The following is a 16,472-nucleotide window of genomic DNA, read 5'->3' on the forward strand; positions in this document are numbered from 1 at the left end:
GGCCAATAGCCCGACAAAGCCCTTCGTGTCAACCGGTTGGACCGGTTTTCCAGCGCCCTGCGCCGGATTTTCCTGCCTTATCAGCGGCGTCCTGCTGTGAGTTCGGTGACGTGTCCCATCTTTCGGCCGGGGCGCGACTCGGTCTTGCCGTAGAGATGGACGAGCACGTCCGGGCGCGAAAGCCAGTTGGGCACCTGCAGGATGTCGTCGCCGATGAGGTTGGTCATCACGCAGTCGGAATGGCGCCGGGGATCGCCGAGCGGCAACGAGGCGATCGCCCGGATGTGCTGCTCGAACTGCGAGACGACACAGGCCGCCTCGGTCCAGTGGCCGGAATTGTGCACCCTCGGGGCAATCTCGTTGGCGACGAGACTGCCGTCCGGCAGGACGAAGAATTCGATCCCGACCACGCCGACATAGTTCAGCGCGTCGAGAAGCTTCTTCGCCGCGTCGCGGGCGGCCTCTGCCGTCGCGTCCGTGATGCGGGCAGGCAGCGTCGAGGTGTCGAGAATGCCGTCGCGGTGGACGTTCTCCGCCGGATCGTAGCAGGCGACGGCACCGTCGGTCCCGCGGGCGGCGATGATCGAGATTTCACGCTCGAAGGGAACGAAGCTTTCGAGGATCAGCGGCACGCCGCCCAGGGCCTCGAAGGCGCCGGCCGGGCTTTCGTCCGCCGAGCGGAAGACGCGCTGGCCCTTGCCGTCATAGCCGAGGCGGCGGGTCTTCAGCACGCCACATCCGCCGAAATCGGCAAGCGCCGCCTCGAGCTGCGCCTGATTGTCGATCGCATGGAAACGCGCGGTCGGAATGCCGCAGCCGTTGAGGAACCGCTTCTCCGTCAGCCGGTCCTGCGCCACTTCGAGCGCCTTCGGCGGCGGATAGACCGGAACGTTGCGGGCGAGCATCTCGGCGGCCTCGACCGGCACGTTCTCGAACTCGTAGGTGACGATGTCGCAATCGGCCGCAAGCTCGGCGAGCGCCACCGGATCGGCATAGGCGGCGGTGATCTGGCGGTTCGCCAGCTGCGCGGCCGGACAGTCGGCCTGCGGTTCGAGGATGATCGTGCGGAAATTCAGACGGGAGGCGGCCATCGCGAGCATGCGGCCGAGCTGGCCGCCACCGATGATGCCGATGGTGCGGGCGCTCATGCTTCGTCCATGGGGTATTCAGCGACGGTGGCGGTCTGGCGCTCCCGCCATTCGTCGAGCCGGTCTGCGAGGTCTTCGTCGGAAAGCGCCAGCACGGCGGCGGCCAGCAGCGCGGCATTCACCGCGCCGGCCTTGCCGATCGCGAGCGTGCCGACCGGAATGCCCGCCGGCATCTGCACGATCGACAGCAGGCTGTCCTGGCCGGAAAGCGCCCGCGACTGCACCGGAACGCCGAAGACGGGCAGTGGCGTCATCGCCGCGGTCATGCCGGGCAGATGAGCGGCGCCGCCGGCACCGGCGATGATGACCTTGAAGCCTTCGTCACGCGCACCCTTCGAGAAGGCGACCAGCCGGTCCGGCGTTCGGTGGGCGGAGATGATGCGGGCCTCGTAGCTGACGCCGAGCGCGTCCAGCGTGTCGGCGGCATTCTTCATGGTTTCCCAGTCGGACTGGCTTCCCATGATGATGGCGACGGGAGGGCGCTCCTCGGTCATCGTCGTGGCCCTTTCTTTCAGGCGATGATATCGGGAATGATCTGGTCTTCGAGCTTGCTCATCCGGTCCTTGATCACAAGCTTCTTCTTCTTCATGCGCTGGATGCGCAGGACGTCGCATCCGGTCGCCGTCATCGCGTTGATCGCGACGTCGTAGTCCTCATGCTCCTGGCGGAGTCTTGCCAGCTGAAGCCTGATGTCCGCCTGTTCCTGATCGGGCATGTTCTCGTCCCCATGTCGTCTTTGCATCTTTGTCGGATGCGCCGAAGATTCGCGCAAGCTCCTATCACCAAATGCGGGTAACGGGAAGTTATCCTTGATCCCGAATTTGCGGCGAGAAGTCGCTGCTTTGGCCTTCGACAAAACACATTCTTCATGTCACACTGCTGTCGTAATGCCTGAGGCCCCAGCGGTGGACGGCTGGAGGCAGGCGAAAGGAAGGACGTATCAAATGACCATTCAGGCTCATCTTGAATCGCTCGAAAAGAAGCACGGAGCCCTTGAGGAGAGGCTTCACACTGCTCTTACTTCTCCCTCCGTCGATGACAAGGAAATCGCAGAGATCAAGCGCCACAAGTTGCGCATCAAGGACGAGATCGAACGTCTTAGGTCGTCCACCCGACACTGACATTTCTCGTTCCCGCCGGGCAGGCCGTCGGACCCGCCCCGGCTGAGAGACAGTTTTCCGATCATCCTTATAGGCCCCGGAAACCAAAGCGGTTTTCGGGGCCTTTCATTGTCGGATGGATTGCCGGGAGGCGACACGTGCGAGGTGAGGGCAAGCGTCTGTAAAGGACAGGGACCGGGGGTCTCAGATCCAGAACTGGTCGAGCCAGAGGTTCATCCGGTTGAAGCCCGGCGTGTTGACCGCATAGATGCGCTTCGTGCCGGATGTGGTGACGGTCACGAGATTGCAGTCGAGGAGGGCCTTGAGGTGCTGCGAAACGGCCGGCCGGCTGATCGGCAGGCCCTTGGCAAGATCGTTGACGGTCCTGGGGGCGCGGCGAAGCTCCTCCAGGAGATGGCGCCGGTTCGGGTCGGCAATCGCTGCAAAGGGATCCGAGTTCGACATGGCGTCAGCCTACGGCAAGTGGAGCCGCCCGGCAAGACGTGATGTGCAGTGCAGCAAGCCGTCCGCTGCGCCGCCGGGGCCTAGAACTGCAGGCCATCCCAGATGAGTTTCGCCGCGGCGACGAGCACCATCCCATACATCAGCGGATAGAAGACCGCGGGCTTCAGGTAGCGGACGACGCGGGCGCCGATCAGGGTCGAGACGAGCGCGACCGGCAGCAGGGTGGCCGAGACGGTGAGATTGGTGCTGTCGAGGCTGCCGAGCGCGAAATAGGGGATGACCTTGATCGCGTTGACGATGGCGAAGAAGCGCGTGCTGGTGCCGGTATAGGTCTGCGGATCGAGTTTCAGCGGCAGCACATAGATCTGGAAGGGCGGACCACCGGCATGGGCGACGAAGCTCGCATAGCCGGAAAGGCTGCCCCAGACGGTGCCGGCGACCGGGCGTTCAGGCGCGGCCGGCGGTTCCTCGTGCCGTCTCGGACCGAAGGTCTCGACGAAATAGCGGACGGCGAAGAGAAGCGCGATGCCGCCGAGGATGAGCCGCATGGCGTTTGCCGAAACATAGGCCGAGGTCGCCCAGGCGATGGCGATGCCGAGGATCGCGCCCGGCAGCATGGCGAGGAGCGTCGGTCGATTGTTGTGCTTGCGCCAGGCCCAGAGCGCCACCGCATCCATGACGAGCAGGATCGGCAGGAAGATCGCCGCCGCCTGCAGCGGCGGCACCACGAGCGCCATCATCGGGACGCCGATCAGGGCGAGCGCACCGCCGAGCCCTCCCTTGGAAAGGCCGACGAGGGCGACGGCCGGTATCGCGGCGGCGAAGAACTGTATGTCGGGCAACATTTGTTTCCATTGATCCTTGGACGAGACCGGTCTATCGGATTCACTTGAACAAAACGAGGGTGGAATTCCGCACCCCGCAGATTTCGCCGAAAATGGATTGACCGATGACCGGACCTGAAGACCGCTGCCGCCTTGTGCTGATCGTGCCCGACATTGCCGATGCGGAGGAAAAGGCCCGCATCGTCGGTGACGCCCTGAGGGGCGGAGACGTCGCCTCCGTCATCGTGCCGCAATACGATCTCGACGACACCGCCTTCCAGAAGCATGCGGAGAAGCTGGTGCCGGTCATCCAGGCGGCGGGTGCAGCCGCGCTCATCGTCGACAACAGCCGTGTCGCCGGACGTGTGAAGGCCGACGGCCTGCACATCACCGGCAATGCGAAGGCGCTCGCCGAGGCGGTGGAGAAGCATGCGCCGAAGCTGATCGTCGGCGGCGGCAACGCGATGGACCGCCATCATGCGCTGGAGATCGGTGAGGTACAGCCGGACTACATCTTCTTCGGCCGGCTCGACGGCGACATCAAGCCGGAGGCGCATTCCAAGAACCTGGCGCTCGGCGAGTGGTGGGCGGCCATGGTGGAAATCCCGACGCTGGTGATGGGCGGCAACGATCCCTCCTCGGCGCTCGCCGTCGCCGAAACCGGCGTCGAGTTCGTGGCGCTCGGCAAGGCGGTGTTCGCCGATCCGGCGCAGGCCGCGAGTGTGGTTGCATCGGTCAACGCCGTTCTTGACGAAAAAGCGCCACGGTTTGAAGATTGAACCTCGACATGCGGTTCATTCGATATTCTCTCGGCATCCTGATTTCGTCCGTCTCCATTGCGCTCTGGAGTGGTTATGCCGCGCCCGCTCGGGCGCAGGGCAAGGATGAGGCGCTCACCCGCCCGCTGCCGGCGGACGCAGGCAAGCTGGAACGCGGCGACCGCCCGACCTCCGGCAAAGGGGCAGCCGAGGGTGGGGCGGAACCGTCATCGAAGGGGCTCACCCTTTTCGAACGCATGGGGGCACCACTTCCCGACCTGCCACCCGAGCCCGAATACAAGGGACCGGTCGACGAGGCCTACGGCGCCTTCCAGCGCGGGCTCTATCTCACCGCGATCGACAAGGCGCTGCCGCGGGCGCAACTCGGTGATCCGGCGGCGCAGACGCTGATTGCCGAGATGACCTCGCGCGGCTTCGGGGTGAAGCGCGACGAGAAGGCCGCGGCCTTCTGGTACGGGCAGGCGGCGGCGGGCGGCGATCCGGCGGCGATGTTCAAGTACGCGCTCCTCCTCATGGAGGGACGCGATGTCCCGCGCGACAAGGCCAAGGCCGACGACTACATGCGCAAGGCCGCGGAGGCCGGCAACGCCTCGGCGCAGTTCAACTGGGCACAGACGCTCGTCTCCGACAATCCGGGTGACAAGGGCCTGAAGCTTGCGCTGCCCTTCTACGAGAAATCCGCTGAGCAGGGGATCGCCGACGCGCAATACGCCGTCGCGCAGGTCTACAACGCGCTCAAGGACCTTCCCGAAGAGAAGAAGTCGAAGGCTCGCTACTGGCTGCAAAGGGCCGCGCGCGCCGGTTTCGACACCGCCCAGCTCGACATGGGGATCTGGCTGGTGAACGGCGTCGGCGGCGAGCGGAACTACGACGAGGGCTTCATCTGGCTGGGCATCGCCGCCAAACACGGCAATGTCGTCGCGCAGAACCGCCTTGCACATCTCTACGTCAATGCGCTCGGTACGCGCCCCGATCCGGTTGAGGCGGCGAAGTGGTATGTCCTTTCGCGCCGCGCGGGGCTCAAGGACCCGGCGCTCGAGGACTTCTATCTCGGACTGACCGACGAGCAGCAGAAGCAGGCGATCGAAGCCGCGAACAGGTTCCGGCGCGGCTGAGCGTCCGGTCGCGTCGCTTCTGCGTCCGCGGACACCGACATTTGCGCTGGCGGTCGCTGCGGCGGAATGCGATGTTCCGAATCGGACGGGCATGTCACCGCTGGCAGGGGGCGGGATGGACGAGATCGAACTCTATCAGCGGCTTGGACTGGCGATTGCGATCGGGGCAGCGGTCGGCGTCGAGCGTCACTGGCGCGCGAAAGACGAGCCGGAAGGTGCCCGGGCGGCGGGCATCCGCACCTTCACGATGATCGGCATGACCGGCGGCGTCGCCGGTCTTGTTGAAAAGTATCTTCCCTCCGGCGTCGCCGGATCAGGAATCGCCGTCACGGGCTTCCTGGTTGCGATGACGCTGGTGGTCGCCGTCTTCGAGCTGCGCGAGGCGATCGCCTCGAAATCCTTCAGCGTCACCTCCGTCGTCGCGGCCATGCTCACCTTCGGCCTCGGCGTCGTCGCGGTTCTCGGCAACATGACGCTCGCGTCGGCCGGCGGTGTGGCGCTGCTCGCGATCCTCGCGGCAAAGCAGTTTCTGCATCAGGCGATCCAGCGTCTGCAATGGGTGGAACTGCGCTCGGCGGTCATCCTGCTCACCATGACCTTCGTGCTCCTGCCTGTCATCCCCAAGGAGCCGATAGGACCCTTCGGCGGCGTCTCCCCGGCAAGCCTTGTGCTCGTCGCCATCACGCTCGCCTCGATCTCCTTCGTGGGCTATGTCGCGGTCCGCATCCTCGGCTCCTCGCGTGGCGATCTCGTTGCCGGGGCCATCGGCGGCCTCGTCTCCTCGACAGGTGCGACGATCGCGTTTGCAAGGCGCGCGCGCGACGGCGAGCCGAACCGAACGCTCGCCGCCGGGGTGATCGCGGCGGGTGCGGTGTCGCTTGCGCGCACCGCCTTCCTCGTCGGAACGCTCGCACCGTCGCTGCTGCCTTCGCTGCTGCCGCCGCTCGGCGTCGGCGGCGCCGTGATGACGGTTTACGCGCTCGTGCTTGCCGCGCGCGTTCCGTCGGGCGACGGCGCACGGATGCCGCAGAACCCGTTCGAACTGTCGGCGGTCGCCAAGATGGCCCTGCTCCTCGTCGCCGTCGCTTTCCTCGCGCGCGCCGCTGCCGCCTATTTCGGTGCGACCGGCCTCATCCTCGCGGCGGGCCTGACGGGGCTCGCCGATATCGATGCCACGACGGTTGCCGTCGCCGGCATGCTTCCGACGCTCGACCGGGAAACGGCGGTCGAGGCGATCGGCGTCGCCGTGCTCGCCAACACCGCGGCCAAGGCTGTCTATGCTTCGGCGCTTGCCGGCGGCGCCTTCGGCCGCCATCTCTGGGCAGCCTCGATCCTCGCCTCGCTCGCCGCTTCGGTCGTCCTCCTCGCGTCGTTGGCATCCTGAAGGCTGCCGCTTGCCCGCGATGGTGGCCGAGGCCCCTTGAATTCGGGCGATTTTTGTGGTCTTGAACCGGCTCCGCGATCCTTCAGGCGCCGCCGCTCACCGAAGCCGCGCGCCTCGCCGCAAATTTCAAGGAAAAACACCGAAATGGCCCGTTCAGCTCTCCTCAATGTCATGGTTCAGGCCGCGCTCAAGGCCGGCAAGTCGCTGGCGCGCGATTTCGGCGAGGTCCAGAACCTGCAGGTCTCAGTGAAGGGACCCGGTGACTTCGTCTCTCAGGCCGATTTCCGTGCGGAGAAGATCGTCAAGGAAGAGCTCCTGAAGGCGCGCCCGACCTACGGCTTCCTCGGCGAGGAGGGCGAGGAGATCATCGGCACCGACGGCTCCCACCGCTGGCTCGTCGATCCGCTGGACGGTACCACCAACTTCCTGCACGGCATTCCGCAGTTCGCCGTCTCGATCGCGCTCGAACGCAATGGCGAGGTCGTCGCCGGCGTCGTCTTCAATCCCGCGACCGACGAGCTCTTCACCGCCGAGCGCGGCGGCGGCGCCTTCCTCAACGACCGCCGCCTTCGGGTCGCTGCCCGCAAGACTCTTTCCGATTGCGTCATCGGCTGCGGCATCCCGCACCTCGGCAAGTCGAATCACGGCAAGTTCCTGCTCGAGCTGCGCCACGTGATGGGCGAAGTCTCGGGCGTGCGCCGCATCGGATCGGCCGCACTCGATCTCGCCTATGTCGCGGCGGGCCGCTTCGACGGCTTCTGGGAAACCCACCTCAACGCCTGGGACATCGCGGCCGGCCTGATCCTCATCCGCGAGGCGGGCGGCTTCACCAGCGATACCGACGGCGGCACCGACATGCTGTCGACCGGCACCGTCGTCGCCGGCAACGAATACATCCAGAAGGCGCTCCTCGAGGTCATCGGTCGGCCGGTGCCGAAAGCCTGACACCGTGTCGCCGGCTGTGGCCGGCGGGCGACTCCCCCTTCAATTCGTCTCAATTTTCCACTAGCCTCCCGCAGCAAGATCCCGGGAGGCTGAGGACGATATGGTGAAAGTGAAGCTGGCGGACCTGGAAGCGGCCGAGACGGGGACGGGGAACTACGAGCACAAGCTCTCGAGCCCGATGCCCTTCTTCACCACCATGCTGATCTTCCTGATCATCGTGGGCTTCATCATCGCGATTCTCTACCGGCAGGCCCACGCGGCCTTCGTCACCAATCCGGGGCTGAACGGGCTCATCCTCGGCGTTCTCGCGGTCGGGATCATCCTCGTCTTCACCCATGTCCTGGCGCTGCGACCGGAAGTGCGCTGGTTCAATTCCTTCCTCGCCGCCGGCAGCGCCGACAAGGTCGGGCGTGAGCCGCGCCTGCTCGCGCCGGTGCGTTCGCTGATCGGCAGCCGGCGCGACCTTGCGATCTCGACGGCCTCGCTGCGCTCCATCCTCGATTCGATCGCCACGCGCCTCGACGAGTCGCGGGACACGTCCCGTTACCTGATCGGGCTTCTCGTCTTCCTCGGCCTGCTCGGCACCTTCTGGGGCCTGCTCGGCACCATCAGTTCGATCACCGCGGTCATCCAGTCTCTCGACCCGACGTCCGGCGACAGCGCCGACGTGCTGCAGGCGCTGAAGAACGGGCTCACCGGGCCGCTGAGCGGCATGGGCACGGCGTTTTCGTCCTCGCTGCTCGGCCTTTCCGGTTCGCTCATCCTCGGTTTCCTCGACCTGCAGGCGGGTCGCGCGCAGAACCGTTTCTATACCGAACTCGAAAACTGGCTCTCCTCGGTGACGGATGTCGGCTCCGACCTCATGGTCGCCGAGACGCCGGCCGTCTCCTCCGACGACATGAAGCGGCTGATCGGTCAGATGCACAAGCTGATGACCCAGCAGGCCGGCGCCAGCAACGAACGCTCGGTCGCCGCCGTCGCCAACCTAGCGGAGGGCATCCAGGGCCTCGTCAAGAACATGCGCAACGAACAGCAGATGTTGCGCGACTGGATCGAACAGCAGCAGGAAGACGCCCGCGCCATGCGCAAGGTCCTCGAACGGTTGAACGACAAGATGGGCGGGGACGAGTAACCGATGGCCCTTGCGCGCAACCGCCGCCGGGAACGGGGCGTCGACTACTGGCCGGGCTTCGTCGACGCGCTCTCGACATTGCTTCTCGCCATCATGTTCCTGCTGACCGTCTTCGTGCTGGCGCAGTTCATCCTCAGCCGCGAAATCTCCGGCAAGGACGAGGTGCTCAACCGGCTGAACAGCCAGATTGCCGAGCTCACCGAATTGCTGGCGCTCGAAAAGAGCGGCAAGCAGGACCTCGAAGACACGCTTGCGACCCTGCAGTCGTCGCTCGCCACGTCCGAAAGCGAGCGCAGCCGCCTGCAGCAGCTTCTCGCGAGCGGTGCGGGTTCGGCGGAGGCTGCCAATAGCCGCATCGGCACGCTCAACCAGCAACTCGACCAGGAGAAGGAAGTCAGCGCCCGGGCGCTAAGCCAGGTGGAACTGCTGAACCAGCAGATCGCCGCACTTCGCGCGCAGATCGCCGCCGTCGAGCAGGCGCTGCAGGCATCCGAGGCCAAGGACCAGACGTCGCAGGCGAAGATCGCCGATCTCGGACGTCGCCTCAACGTCGCTCTCGCCCAGCGCGTGCAGGAGCTCAATCGCTATCGCTCGGACTTCTTCGGCCGGTTGCGCGAAATTCTCTCCGACCGCGAGAACATCCGCATCGTCGGCGACCGCTTCGTCTTCCAGTCGGAGGTGCTCTTCCCGTCCGGCAGCAGCGACCTCAATCCGGAGGGCGAAGTCGAGATGGCCAAGCTCGCGACGGCGCTCATCGATCTCGCCAAGGAAATCCCGGCGGAGATCAACTGGGTGCTGCGCGTCGACGGCCATACCGACAACGTGCCGCTGCTCGGCACCGGCCGCTATGCCGACAATTGGGAGCTCTCCTCGGCACGCGCCATCGCGGTGGTGAAGTTCCTGATTTCTCGCGGCGTGCCGGCCAACCGGCTGGTGGCTGCGGGCTTCGGCGAATTCCAGCCGATCGCCGAGGGCGACAGCCCCGACGCACGCTCGCAGAACCGGCGTATCGAGCTGAAGCTCACCGAGCGATAAGTCGCCTGCCTCGGCGGGCAGGGTTGTCAAACCCTTACGTGTTCGTAAAAGTAAGAAACGGACACGGGGAGGGGCAGACGATGGATTTCGACGTACTGGTGATCGGGGGCGGACTTGCCGGGCTCGTGGCGGCGACGGAGGCGGCGGATCGCGGGCTCAGGACCTGCATCCTCGACCAGGAGGGCGAGCAGAGCCTCGGAGGCCAGGCCTTCTGGTCGCTCGGCGGCCTCTTCTTTGTCGACAGTCCCGAACAGCGCCGGATGCGCATCCGCGACAGCTACGAGCTGGCACGGCAGGACTGGTTCGGATCGGCCGGCTTCGACCGGCCCGAAGACCACTGGCCGCGGCTGTGGGCCGAAGCCTATCTGCAATTTGCCGCCGGCGAAAAGCGCGACTGGCTGCACAGGCAGGGGCTGCGCTGGTTTCCTGTCGTCGGCTGGGCCGAGCGCGGCGGTTCGCTCGCCGCTGGCCACGGCAACTCCGTGCCGCGCTTCCACGTCACCTGGGGAACGGGGCCGGCGGTCATCGAGCCATTCGTCCGCCGCGCCCGTGCCGCAGAGGCCGCGGGCCGTCTCACTTTCCGTTTCCGTCATCAGGTCGACCGGCTGATCGTCACCAACGGTGCCGTCACGGGCGCACAGGGAACGATCCTCAAGCCGGACGCCATCCAGCGCGGAGGCGCAAGTTCGCGCCATCCCGTCGGCGAGTTCGAGATCAGTGCGGGCGCGGTGATCGTCACGTCCGGCGGCATCGGCGGCAACCACGACCTCGTGCGCAAGAACTGGCCCGTGGAGCGGCTCGGCCCGGCGCCGAAATCGATGGTCGCCGGCGTGCCGGCCTATGTCGACGGCCGCATGCTCGCGATCGCCCAGAGCGCGGGCGGGCGCATCGTCAACGGCGACCGCATGTGGCACTATACCGAAGGCCTCAGGAACTACGATCCCATCTGGCCGAACCACGGCATCCGCATCCTGCCCGGGCCGTCCTCCTTCTGGTGCGATGCCGACGGCAACCGCTTCGAGGCGTCGGCGATGCCGGGCTTCGATACACTGGCGACGCTGAAGGCGATCCGCGTGCGCGGCCACGAATACAGCTGGTTCATCCTGACCAAGGCGATCATCAAGCGCGAGTTCGCGCTCTCCGGCTCGGAGCAGAATCCCGATCTCACCGGCAAGGACATCCGTCGTCTCCTGTCGCGCCTCGGCCGTAATCCGCCGGGGCCGGTGCAGGCGTTCATGGACAAGGGCGAGGATTTCGTCGTGCGCGACAACCTTGAGGATCTCGTCGCCGGCATGAACGAGCTGACCGGCGAGCACCGGCTCGGCGTGCAGCACGTCCGCGCGCAGATCGAGGCCCGCGACCGGGAACTCGACAATCCCTTCAACAAGGATGCACAGATCACCGCAATCCACGGCGCCCGCAAATATCTCGGCGATCGATTCATGCGCACGGCGAAGCCGCACCGGCTTCTCGACCCGAAGGCCGGACCGCTGATCGGGGTTCGCCTGCACGTGCTGACGCGCAAGACGCTCGGCGGGCTGCACACGGATCTCCATGCGCGCGTGCTCGGCGCAAACGACGAGCCTATCCCCGGCCTCTATGCCGCCGGTGAAGTCTCCGGCTTCGGCGGTGGCGGCATGCACGGCTACAATGCGCTCGAGGGCACCTTCCTCGGCGGCTGCCTGTTTTCCGGACGCGTCGCCGGGCGCTCGGTCGGGGCCTGACGCGAGAGGGCGAGGCGCCGCTACTTGGCGGCGGCGCCGAGGTCCTGCGCCCCGGTTTCGAACTGCAGGCGGGCGAGCTTCGCATAGAGCCCGCCCTCGCGGATGAGGCTCTGGTGGGTGCCTTCCTCGGCGATGCGGCCGTCGTCGAGGACGAGGATGCGGTCGGCCTTCAGCACGGTCGCGAGGCGGTGGGCGATGACGATCGTCGTCCGGTTCTGCATCAGCCCGTCGAGCGCCTTCTGCACCAGTGTCTCACTTTCGGCGTCGAGCGCCGAGGTCGCCTCGTCGAGCAGCAGCAGCGGCGCGTTCTTCAGCAGGGCACGGGCGATCGCGATCCGCTGCCGCTGGCCGCCGGAAAGCGTGATGCCGCGTTCGCCGACCTGGGTATCGAAGCCCTTCTCCAGGCGGTCGATGAACTCCCGCGCCTGCGCGGCCTCGGCCGCGGCGATCACCTCGGCGCGGCTTGCATCCGGTGATCCGAAGGCGATGTTGTCGTGGATCGAGGAGGCGAAGATCGTGACGTCCTGCGGGACGATGGCGATGCGGGCGCGCAGCGCATCGGGCGCGACATCGCGAACGTCGAGCCCGTCGAGCCTGACTGCGCCGCTCACCGGATCGTAGAAGCGCAGCATCAGCGAGAAGACGGTGCTCTTGCCGGCACCCGATGGGCCGACGATCGCCACCGTCTCGCCGGGCTCGACCTTGAAGCTCAGGCCTTTCAGCGCCGAGCGGCCCGGATGGCTCGGATAGGAGAAACGGACGCCGTCGAACTCGACCCGGCCGGTCGCCGGTTCGGGAAGCGCCCTGGGGGAGGCAGGGGCGGCGATCGCGGGTTCCTCGTGCAGCAGTTCCATCAATCGTTCGGCGGCGCCGCCTGCCTGGGCAAGCTCGCCCCAGACTTCCGAAAGCGAGCCGAGCGCGCCTGCGGCGATCACCGAATAAAGCAGGAACTGACCGAGCGTGCCCGCGCTCAGCGTTCCGGCCAGCACACTCTGTGCACCATACCAGAGAACGGCGACGACGCTGCCGAAGACGAGGGTGATCGCAAAGCCGGTCAGGAAGGCACGGGAGCGGATCGCCGTGCGGGCGGCCGTATAGGCGCTTTCCACCGCATCGCCGTAGCGGGCCGTGGCGATCGCCTCGCCGTTGAAGGCCTGCAGCGTGCGCGTCGCGCCGATCGTCTCGCTCGCATAGGCGGTGGCGGCGGCAAGCGTGTCCTGCGCCGCGCGGGAGCGCTTGCGCACCGACCGGCCGAAACCGACCAGCGGAAAGACGATCACCGGTATGGCGATGAGGACGAGAACCGAAAGCCGCGGGCTGGTGTAGATCATCATGCCCACGGCGCCAAGACAGAGGATGGAGTTTCGAAGCGCAAGCGATGCGCTCGCGCCCACCGCCGACTTGATCTGCGTCGTGTCCGCGGTCAGCCGCGAGACGATTTCGCCGGACTGGTTGACGTCGAAGAAGGAGGGCGAAAGCCGCGTCACGTGCTCGAAGACGGCGCGCCGGAGGTCGGAGACGACCCGTTCGCCGATCGAGATGACATAGTAGTAGCGCATGGCGCTGGCGAGGGCGAGCAGCACCGCCATGACCACCAGCATGCCGAAATAGCTGTTGATGAAGCCACGGTCTGCGCCGCTGAAGCCGTGGTCGATCATCCGCCGGACGGCGAGCGGCAGGGCGAGCGTCGTTCCTGCGGCGAGCGCCAGGAAGAAAAGGGCAGCCGCGACCATGCTCCGATAGCGCATCAGGTAGGGCAGGAGCCCGCCGAGCGGCTTCAGCGAACGTCTTCTTTTCGACTCGGGCTCGGTAACGTCGGACACCTTGGCATTTCTCCCATTCGCCGTTCGCGCTCGTGCGCTCGGGCCTCTTGTTATCCTTGCGCCCTTCATGTATAGGCACGGCATCGAATTGGGAAGCCGTGGCCTGATCGGGACTATGGCTTCATTTATTAAATAGGTTCCGAAGATGCAAACGCGGCTTTTCGGTTCCTCCGCCACAAGCAGGAAGATCGTTATGAAGGCTGACATCCATCCCGAATACCACATGATCAAGGTGGTCATGACCGACGGCACCGAATACGAAACCCGTTCGACCTGGGGTTCGGAAGGCGCTGTCATGAACCTCGAAATCGACCCGAAGTCGCACCCGGCCTGGACGGGCGGCAACCAGCAGCTCATGGACCGCGGCGGCCGTCTTTCGAAGTTCAACAAGCGTTTCGGCGGCCTCGGCCTCTGATTGCTTCGAAGCTTCCGCTTCAGTTTCCAAAGCCCGGCCTCGCGCCGGGCTTTTTGCTTTTATGGCTTCGGTATCGGCAAGATGGTGCCTTTCGGACGTCTGCCGAAAACGAAAAATCCCGGCGAGGCGATGCCTGCCGGGATGATCTGATGCGCCGCTTGCCTTCGTTCAGTTGCTGGTGAAGGCGGTCCGCAGGAGGTCGAGCTGCGCCTTGACGCTGTTCTCGTTGTCCGGGACGACTGCAGCTTCCGCCGGGCGGTAGATTTCGCGGTCGAGGAGGGCGATGCGGTTCTGCAGGCGCAGCGAGCGTTCGACGAGATCGCGGAAGGCTTCCGGCAGGTCGTTCCAGCCGGGCGCCGACTTGTCGACGTTGAAGCCGTCGAGGCGAACCTTGCTCTTCTCCGACAGGACCTGGTCGCGGCTCATCTCGCCATTGTTGACAGCCCGCTGCAGCAGCAGCCACGAGGCCATCTGCATAAGCCGCGTGGTCAGTCGCATCGACTCGGCTGCGTAGAGAACGGAGGCCATGCGCGGCAGGACCTTGGCGGCGGAGCGTCCGGGACCGTCGAGATAGGCGGCCGTCTCCTCGACCAGCCCCATGCCTTCCGAATAGATAGCCTTGAACTGGCTCGAAGTGGCAGCGCGACCGGCAAAGCTGATCGTATTCACACCGACTTCCGACATGGTCATCACCCCTGTTTTACGCATAACTCTTGCGGCCGCATCTTGTTGCATTCCCGAAGAATGCCCGCCGGCTCTTATGACGTCACGATGCTATCAATAGCTTAAACGCGCAAGCCAAATCTTAAGGAAAGGTTAATTCCCACAGTTTTGCCGAGCGTCCGTCATAAGGCCAAAAAAAGAGCCGCGAAAGCGGCTCTCAAGGTAAAACAGGGAGAAAATCAGACCTATTCGCCATGAGGAGAAACTGCCTGAATCCAGAAGCTCTGGATGAAAGTTACATTAACTAAAAAGAGTTAATGAATGGTTAACCGCTTCCCCCGGTAGTGTTGTTCCTTGTGACAGCCGGCGATATGCCGGTGAGCCGATGGCTATACTTTCGGGCGGAACAGGCTCTCGGCCGCAAGCTTGCCGGCTTGCTTGCGCTGCCGCTCGGCGTCGAGGCGGGCGATCTCCTCTTCCAGCAGGCCGATGCGCGCCGTCAACTCGTCGGCGGAAAGCATCGAGAGATCGGAGCCGATCTCGTGAACCGTCTTCTTTTTCGGACGTTCGTCGTCGCTCATGCTCATGGCTTAGTTCTCCTGGCTGGCGGGCTCGGTCTCCGCGACATCGGTGAGCGGCGCTGCACGGGGATCGAGATTGAGACTTTCCGGCGTGCTGGTCGGTGCGGCCCCGACCGGGATCTTCGGCACGTAGTCGCGTTCTCCCGCTGGCACCGCCGGACGCAGGCGGCTGCGGTAGATGGCGTAGGTGGTCAGAAGCCCGTGCGACGTGGCCGTGACGGCAAAGAGCGCGTAGGGGCCGAGTTGCGTCATCACCGGGCCGCCGAGCGTCGGGCCGATGATCGTGCCGATGCCGAAGAGCAGCAGAAGGCCGCCGGAGACCTTCACGAAGTCGTCGGCGCGGGCGAAGTCGTTCGCATGCGCAACGGCGATCGGGTAGAGCGCGTTGGCGGCGGCGCCGTAGAGCGCGACGAAGCCGATCAGGACATAGGCGTCGTGCGGCTGGACGAGCGCCAGGATCACGGCGGCGAGGGCGGCGATGCCCGACAGCGCCGCCAGCACGTAGCGGCGGTCGGTGGTGTCGGAGAGCTTGCCCGCCGGAAACTGCATCATCGCGCCGACGAAGATGGTGAGACTCATCATCACCGCGATCGTCGTCGGGGAAAGGCCGGCGCGCGCGCCGAAGACGGCACCGAGCGTGCCGTAGGCGCCGTTGGCGATGCCGATCAGCAGGATGCCGACGAAGGAGATCGGCGAATTGCGGTAGAGGCTGCGGAGATCAAGGCTGACCGATTTCAGCGGCTGCGGCGTCGCCGCCGTCGACAGCGTCGTCGGCAGCATGGCGAGGCAGTAGAAGATGCCGCAGAACATGAAGAGGATGGTGGTCGACGGATCGCCGAGCGGTACCAGCATCTGCCCTCCGACGACCCCGATCAGCGTAATCGAGATGTAGAAGGAGAAGATCATGCCGCGGCTCTCATTGGTCGCGCGCTCGTTCAGCCAGCTCTCGATGATCATCGAGGTGCCGGCGGTGCAGAAGCCGGTCACGGCCCTCAGCACCACCCACCAGTATTGGTCGACCTGGATGCCGGTCAAAAGCGCGATGATGGCGATCAGAGAGATGAAGCTCGAGAAGGCGCGCACGTGGCCGACGCGCATGACCAGCTTCGGCGCGAAGAAGCAACCGAGCACGAAGCCCGTCGCCCAGGACGTGCCGAGCAGGCCGAGGATCTCGTTCGAATAGCCCTCCGCGGACCCGCGCACGGGCAGAAGCAGCCCGTGCAGGCCATTGCCGAGGAAGAGGAACAGGGTGCCCAGGAGGAGGGCGAGGACGGGCAGCAAGTTACGGCGCATGGGTGCGATTCGCAGCCTTCTGTTCGAAGCTCATGAGGGTCGATCG

Annotated in this window: 18 protein-coding genes; 9 read left to right on the top strand and 9 right to left on the bottom strand. The window is 65.5% G+C overall.

The window, feature by feature from the left end:
* Nucleotides 1–80: 80 nt before the first annotated feature.
* From EUU22_RS11035 to EUU22_RS11045, 3 genes are read right to left on the bottom strand one after another with little or no spacing between them, the layout of a single operon-like run.
* On the bottom strand, nt 81–1,148 hold the full coding sequence (locus EUU22_RS11035; protein WP_129332052.1) for a 5-(carboxyamino)imidazole ribonucleotide synthase: 1,068 nt from the start codon (nt 1,146–1,148) through the stop codon (nt 81–83).
* Nucleotides 1,145–1,642 carry a 5-(carboxyamino)imidazole ribonucleotide mutase gene (gene purE, locus EUU22_RS11040; protein WP_129332053.1) on the bottom strand — a complete coding sequence of 166 codons (498 nt, stop codon included), beginning with the start codon at nt 1,640–1,642 and terminating at the stop codon, nt 1,145–1,147. The genes EUU22_RS11035 and purE overlap by 4 nt, the downstream gene beginning before the upstream one ends.
* A 17-nt stretch (nt 1,643–1,659) precedes the next feature.
* On the bottom strand, nt 1,660–1,863 hold the full coding sequence (locus EUU22_RS11045; RefSeq protein WP_112689863.1) for a YdcH family protein: 204 nt from the start codon (nt 1,861–1,863) through the stop codon (nt 1,660–1,662).
* Nucleotides 1,864–2,092: 229 nt separating this feature from the next.
* Between EUU22_RS11045 and EUU22_RS11050 the strand changes: the two genes are divergently transcribed.
* Entirely contained in the window at nt 2,093–2,269 is a 177-nt protein-coding gene (locus EUU22_RS11050; protein WP_112689862.1) for a YdcH family protein, read from the top strand.
* A 183-nt stretch (nt 2,270–2,452) separates the two neighbouring features.
* On the opposite strand, the gene EUU22_RS11055 is transcribed toward EUU22_RS11050, so the two are convergent.
* Both EUU22_RS11055 and EUU22_RS11060 read right to left on the bottom strand, forming a co-directional pair.
* Nucleotides 2,453–2,713 (bottom strand): ArsR/SmtB family transcription factor, encoded by a 261-nt coding sequence (locus tag EUU22_RS11055; protein WP_129332054.1) that lies wholly within the window; start codon nt 2,711–2,713, stop codon nt 2,453–2,455.
* An 80-nt stretch (nt 2,714–2,793) separates the two neighbouring features.
* Entirely contained in the window at nt 2,794–3,558 is a 765-nt protein-coding gene (locus EUU22_RS11060; RefSeq protein ID WP_129332055.1) for a sulfite exporter TauE/SafE family protein, read from the bottom strand.
* A 104-nt stretch (nt 3,559–3,662) separates the two neighbouring features.
* On the opposite strand from EUU22_RS11060, the gene EUU22_RS11065 reads away from it, so the two are divergent.
* From EUU22_RS11065 to EUU22_RS11095, 7 genes are all read left to right on the top strand, one after another.
* Nucleotides 3,663–4,316: a thiamine phosphate synthase gene (locus tag EUU22_RS11065; RefSeq protein WP_129332056.1), complete on the top strand. Its 654-nt coding sequence runs from the start codon at nt 3,663–3,665 to the stop codon at nt 4,314–4,316.
* Nucleotides 4,317–4,324: 8 nt separating this feature from the next.
* Nucleotides 4,325–5,431, top strand: a complete 1,107-nt coding sequence (locus EUU22_RS11070; protein ID WP_129332057.1) for a tetratricopeptide repeat protein — start codon at nt 4,325–4,327, stop codon at nt 5,429–5,431.
* A gap of 115 nt (nt 5,432–5,546) precedes the next feature.
* Nucleotides 5,547–6,815 (top strand): MgtC/SapB family protein, encoded by a 1,269-nt coding sequence (locus EUU22_RS11075; RefSeq protein ID WP_129332824.1) that lies wholly within the window; start codon nt 5,547–5,549, stop codon nt 6,813–6,815.
* A 144-nt stretch (nt 6,816–6,959) separates the two neighbouring features.
* On the top strand, nt 6,960–7,760 hold the full coding sequence (locus tag EUU22_RS11080) for an inositol monophosphatase family protein (RefSeq protein ID WP_129332058.1): 801 nt from the start codon (nt 6,960–6,962) through the stop codon (nt 7,758–7,760).
* 100 nt (nt 7,761–7,860) lie between these two features.
* Entirely contained in the window at nt 7,861–8,892 is a 1,032-nt protein-coding gene (locus EUU22_RS11085; RefSeq protein WP_129332059.1) for a flagellar motor protein MotA, read from the top strand.
* Between the two features lie 3 nt (nt 8,893–8,895).
* The gene (locus EUU22_RS11090) at nt 8,896–9,927 is read left to right on the top strand and encodes a peptidoglycan -binding protein (RefSeq protein ID WP_129332060.1); all 1,032 of its coding nucleotides are present in this window, start codon (nt 8,896–8,898) and stop codon (nt 9,925–9,927) included.
* Nucleotides 9,928–10,007: 80 nt separating this feature from the next.
* Nucleotides 10,008–11,651, top strand: a complete 1,644-nt coding sequence (locus EUU22_RS11095) for an FAD-binding dehydrogenase (protein ID WP_129332061.1) — start codon at nt 10,008–10,010, stop codon at nt 11,649–11,651.
* Nucleotides 11,652–11,671: 20 nt separating this feature from the next.
* On the opposite strand, the gene EUU22_RS11100 is transcribed toward EUU22_RS11095, so the two are convergent.
* Nucleotides 11,672–13,474: an ABC transporter transmembrane domain-containing protein gene (locus EUU22_RS11100; protein WP_439329139.1), complete on the bottom strand. Its 1,803-nt coding sequence runs from the start codon at nt 13,472–13,474 to the stop codon at nt 11,672–11,674.
* Nucleotides 13,475–13,667: 193 nt separating this feature from the next.
* Here EUU22_RS11100 and rpmE point away from each other — a divergent pair, with 193 nt between their 5' ends.
* Nucleotides 13,668–13,889, top strand: a complete 222-nt coding sequence (gene rpmE / locus EUU22_RS11105) for a 50S ribosomal protein L31 (protein WP_112689852.1) — start codon at nt 13,668–13,670, stop codon at nt 13,887–13,889.
* A gap of 168 nt (nt 13,890–14,057) precedes the next feature.
* Here rpmE and rcdA read toward each other — a convergent pair whose 3' ends face one another.
* The 3 genes from rcdA to EUU22_RS11120 all read right to left on the bottom strand — a co-directional run bounded on the left by rcdA (nt 14,058) and on the right by EUU22_RS11120 (nt 16,426).
* Nucleotides 14,058–14,573: a protease adaptor protein RcdA gene (gene rcdA, locus EUU22_RS11110; protein ID WP_129332063.1), complete on the bottom strand. Its 516-nt coding sequence runs from the start codon at nt 14,571–14,573 to the stop codon at nt 14,058–14,060.
* Nucleotides 14,574–14,941: 368 nt separating this feature from the next.
* The gene (locus EUU22_RS11115; protein WP_114364212.1) at nt 14,942–15,139 is read right to left on the bottom strand and encodes a DUF1192 domain-containing protein; all 198 of its coding nucleotides are present in this window, start codon (nt 15,137–15,139) and stop codon (nt 14,942–14,944) included.
* A 3-nt stretch (nt 15,140–15,142) separates the two neighbouring features.
* Nucleotides 15,143–16,426 (bottom strand): MFS transporter, encoded by a 1,284-nt coding sequence (locus EUU22_RS11120; RefSeq protein ID WP_129332064.1) that lies wholly within the window; start codon nt 16,424–16,426, stop codon nt 15,143–15,145.
* Nucleotides 16,427–16,472: the final 46 nt, after the last annotated feature.

This window comes from Ciceribacter ferrooxidans (assembly GCF_004137355.1).
GTDB lineage: Bacteria > Pseudomonadota > Alphaproteobacteria > Rhizobiales > Rhizobiaceae > Allorhizobium > Allorhizobium ferrooxidans.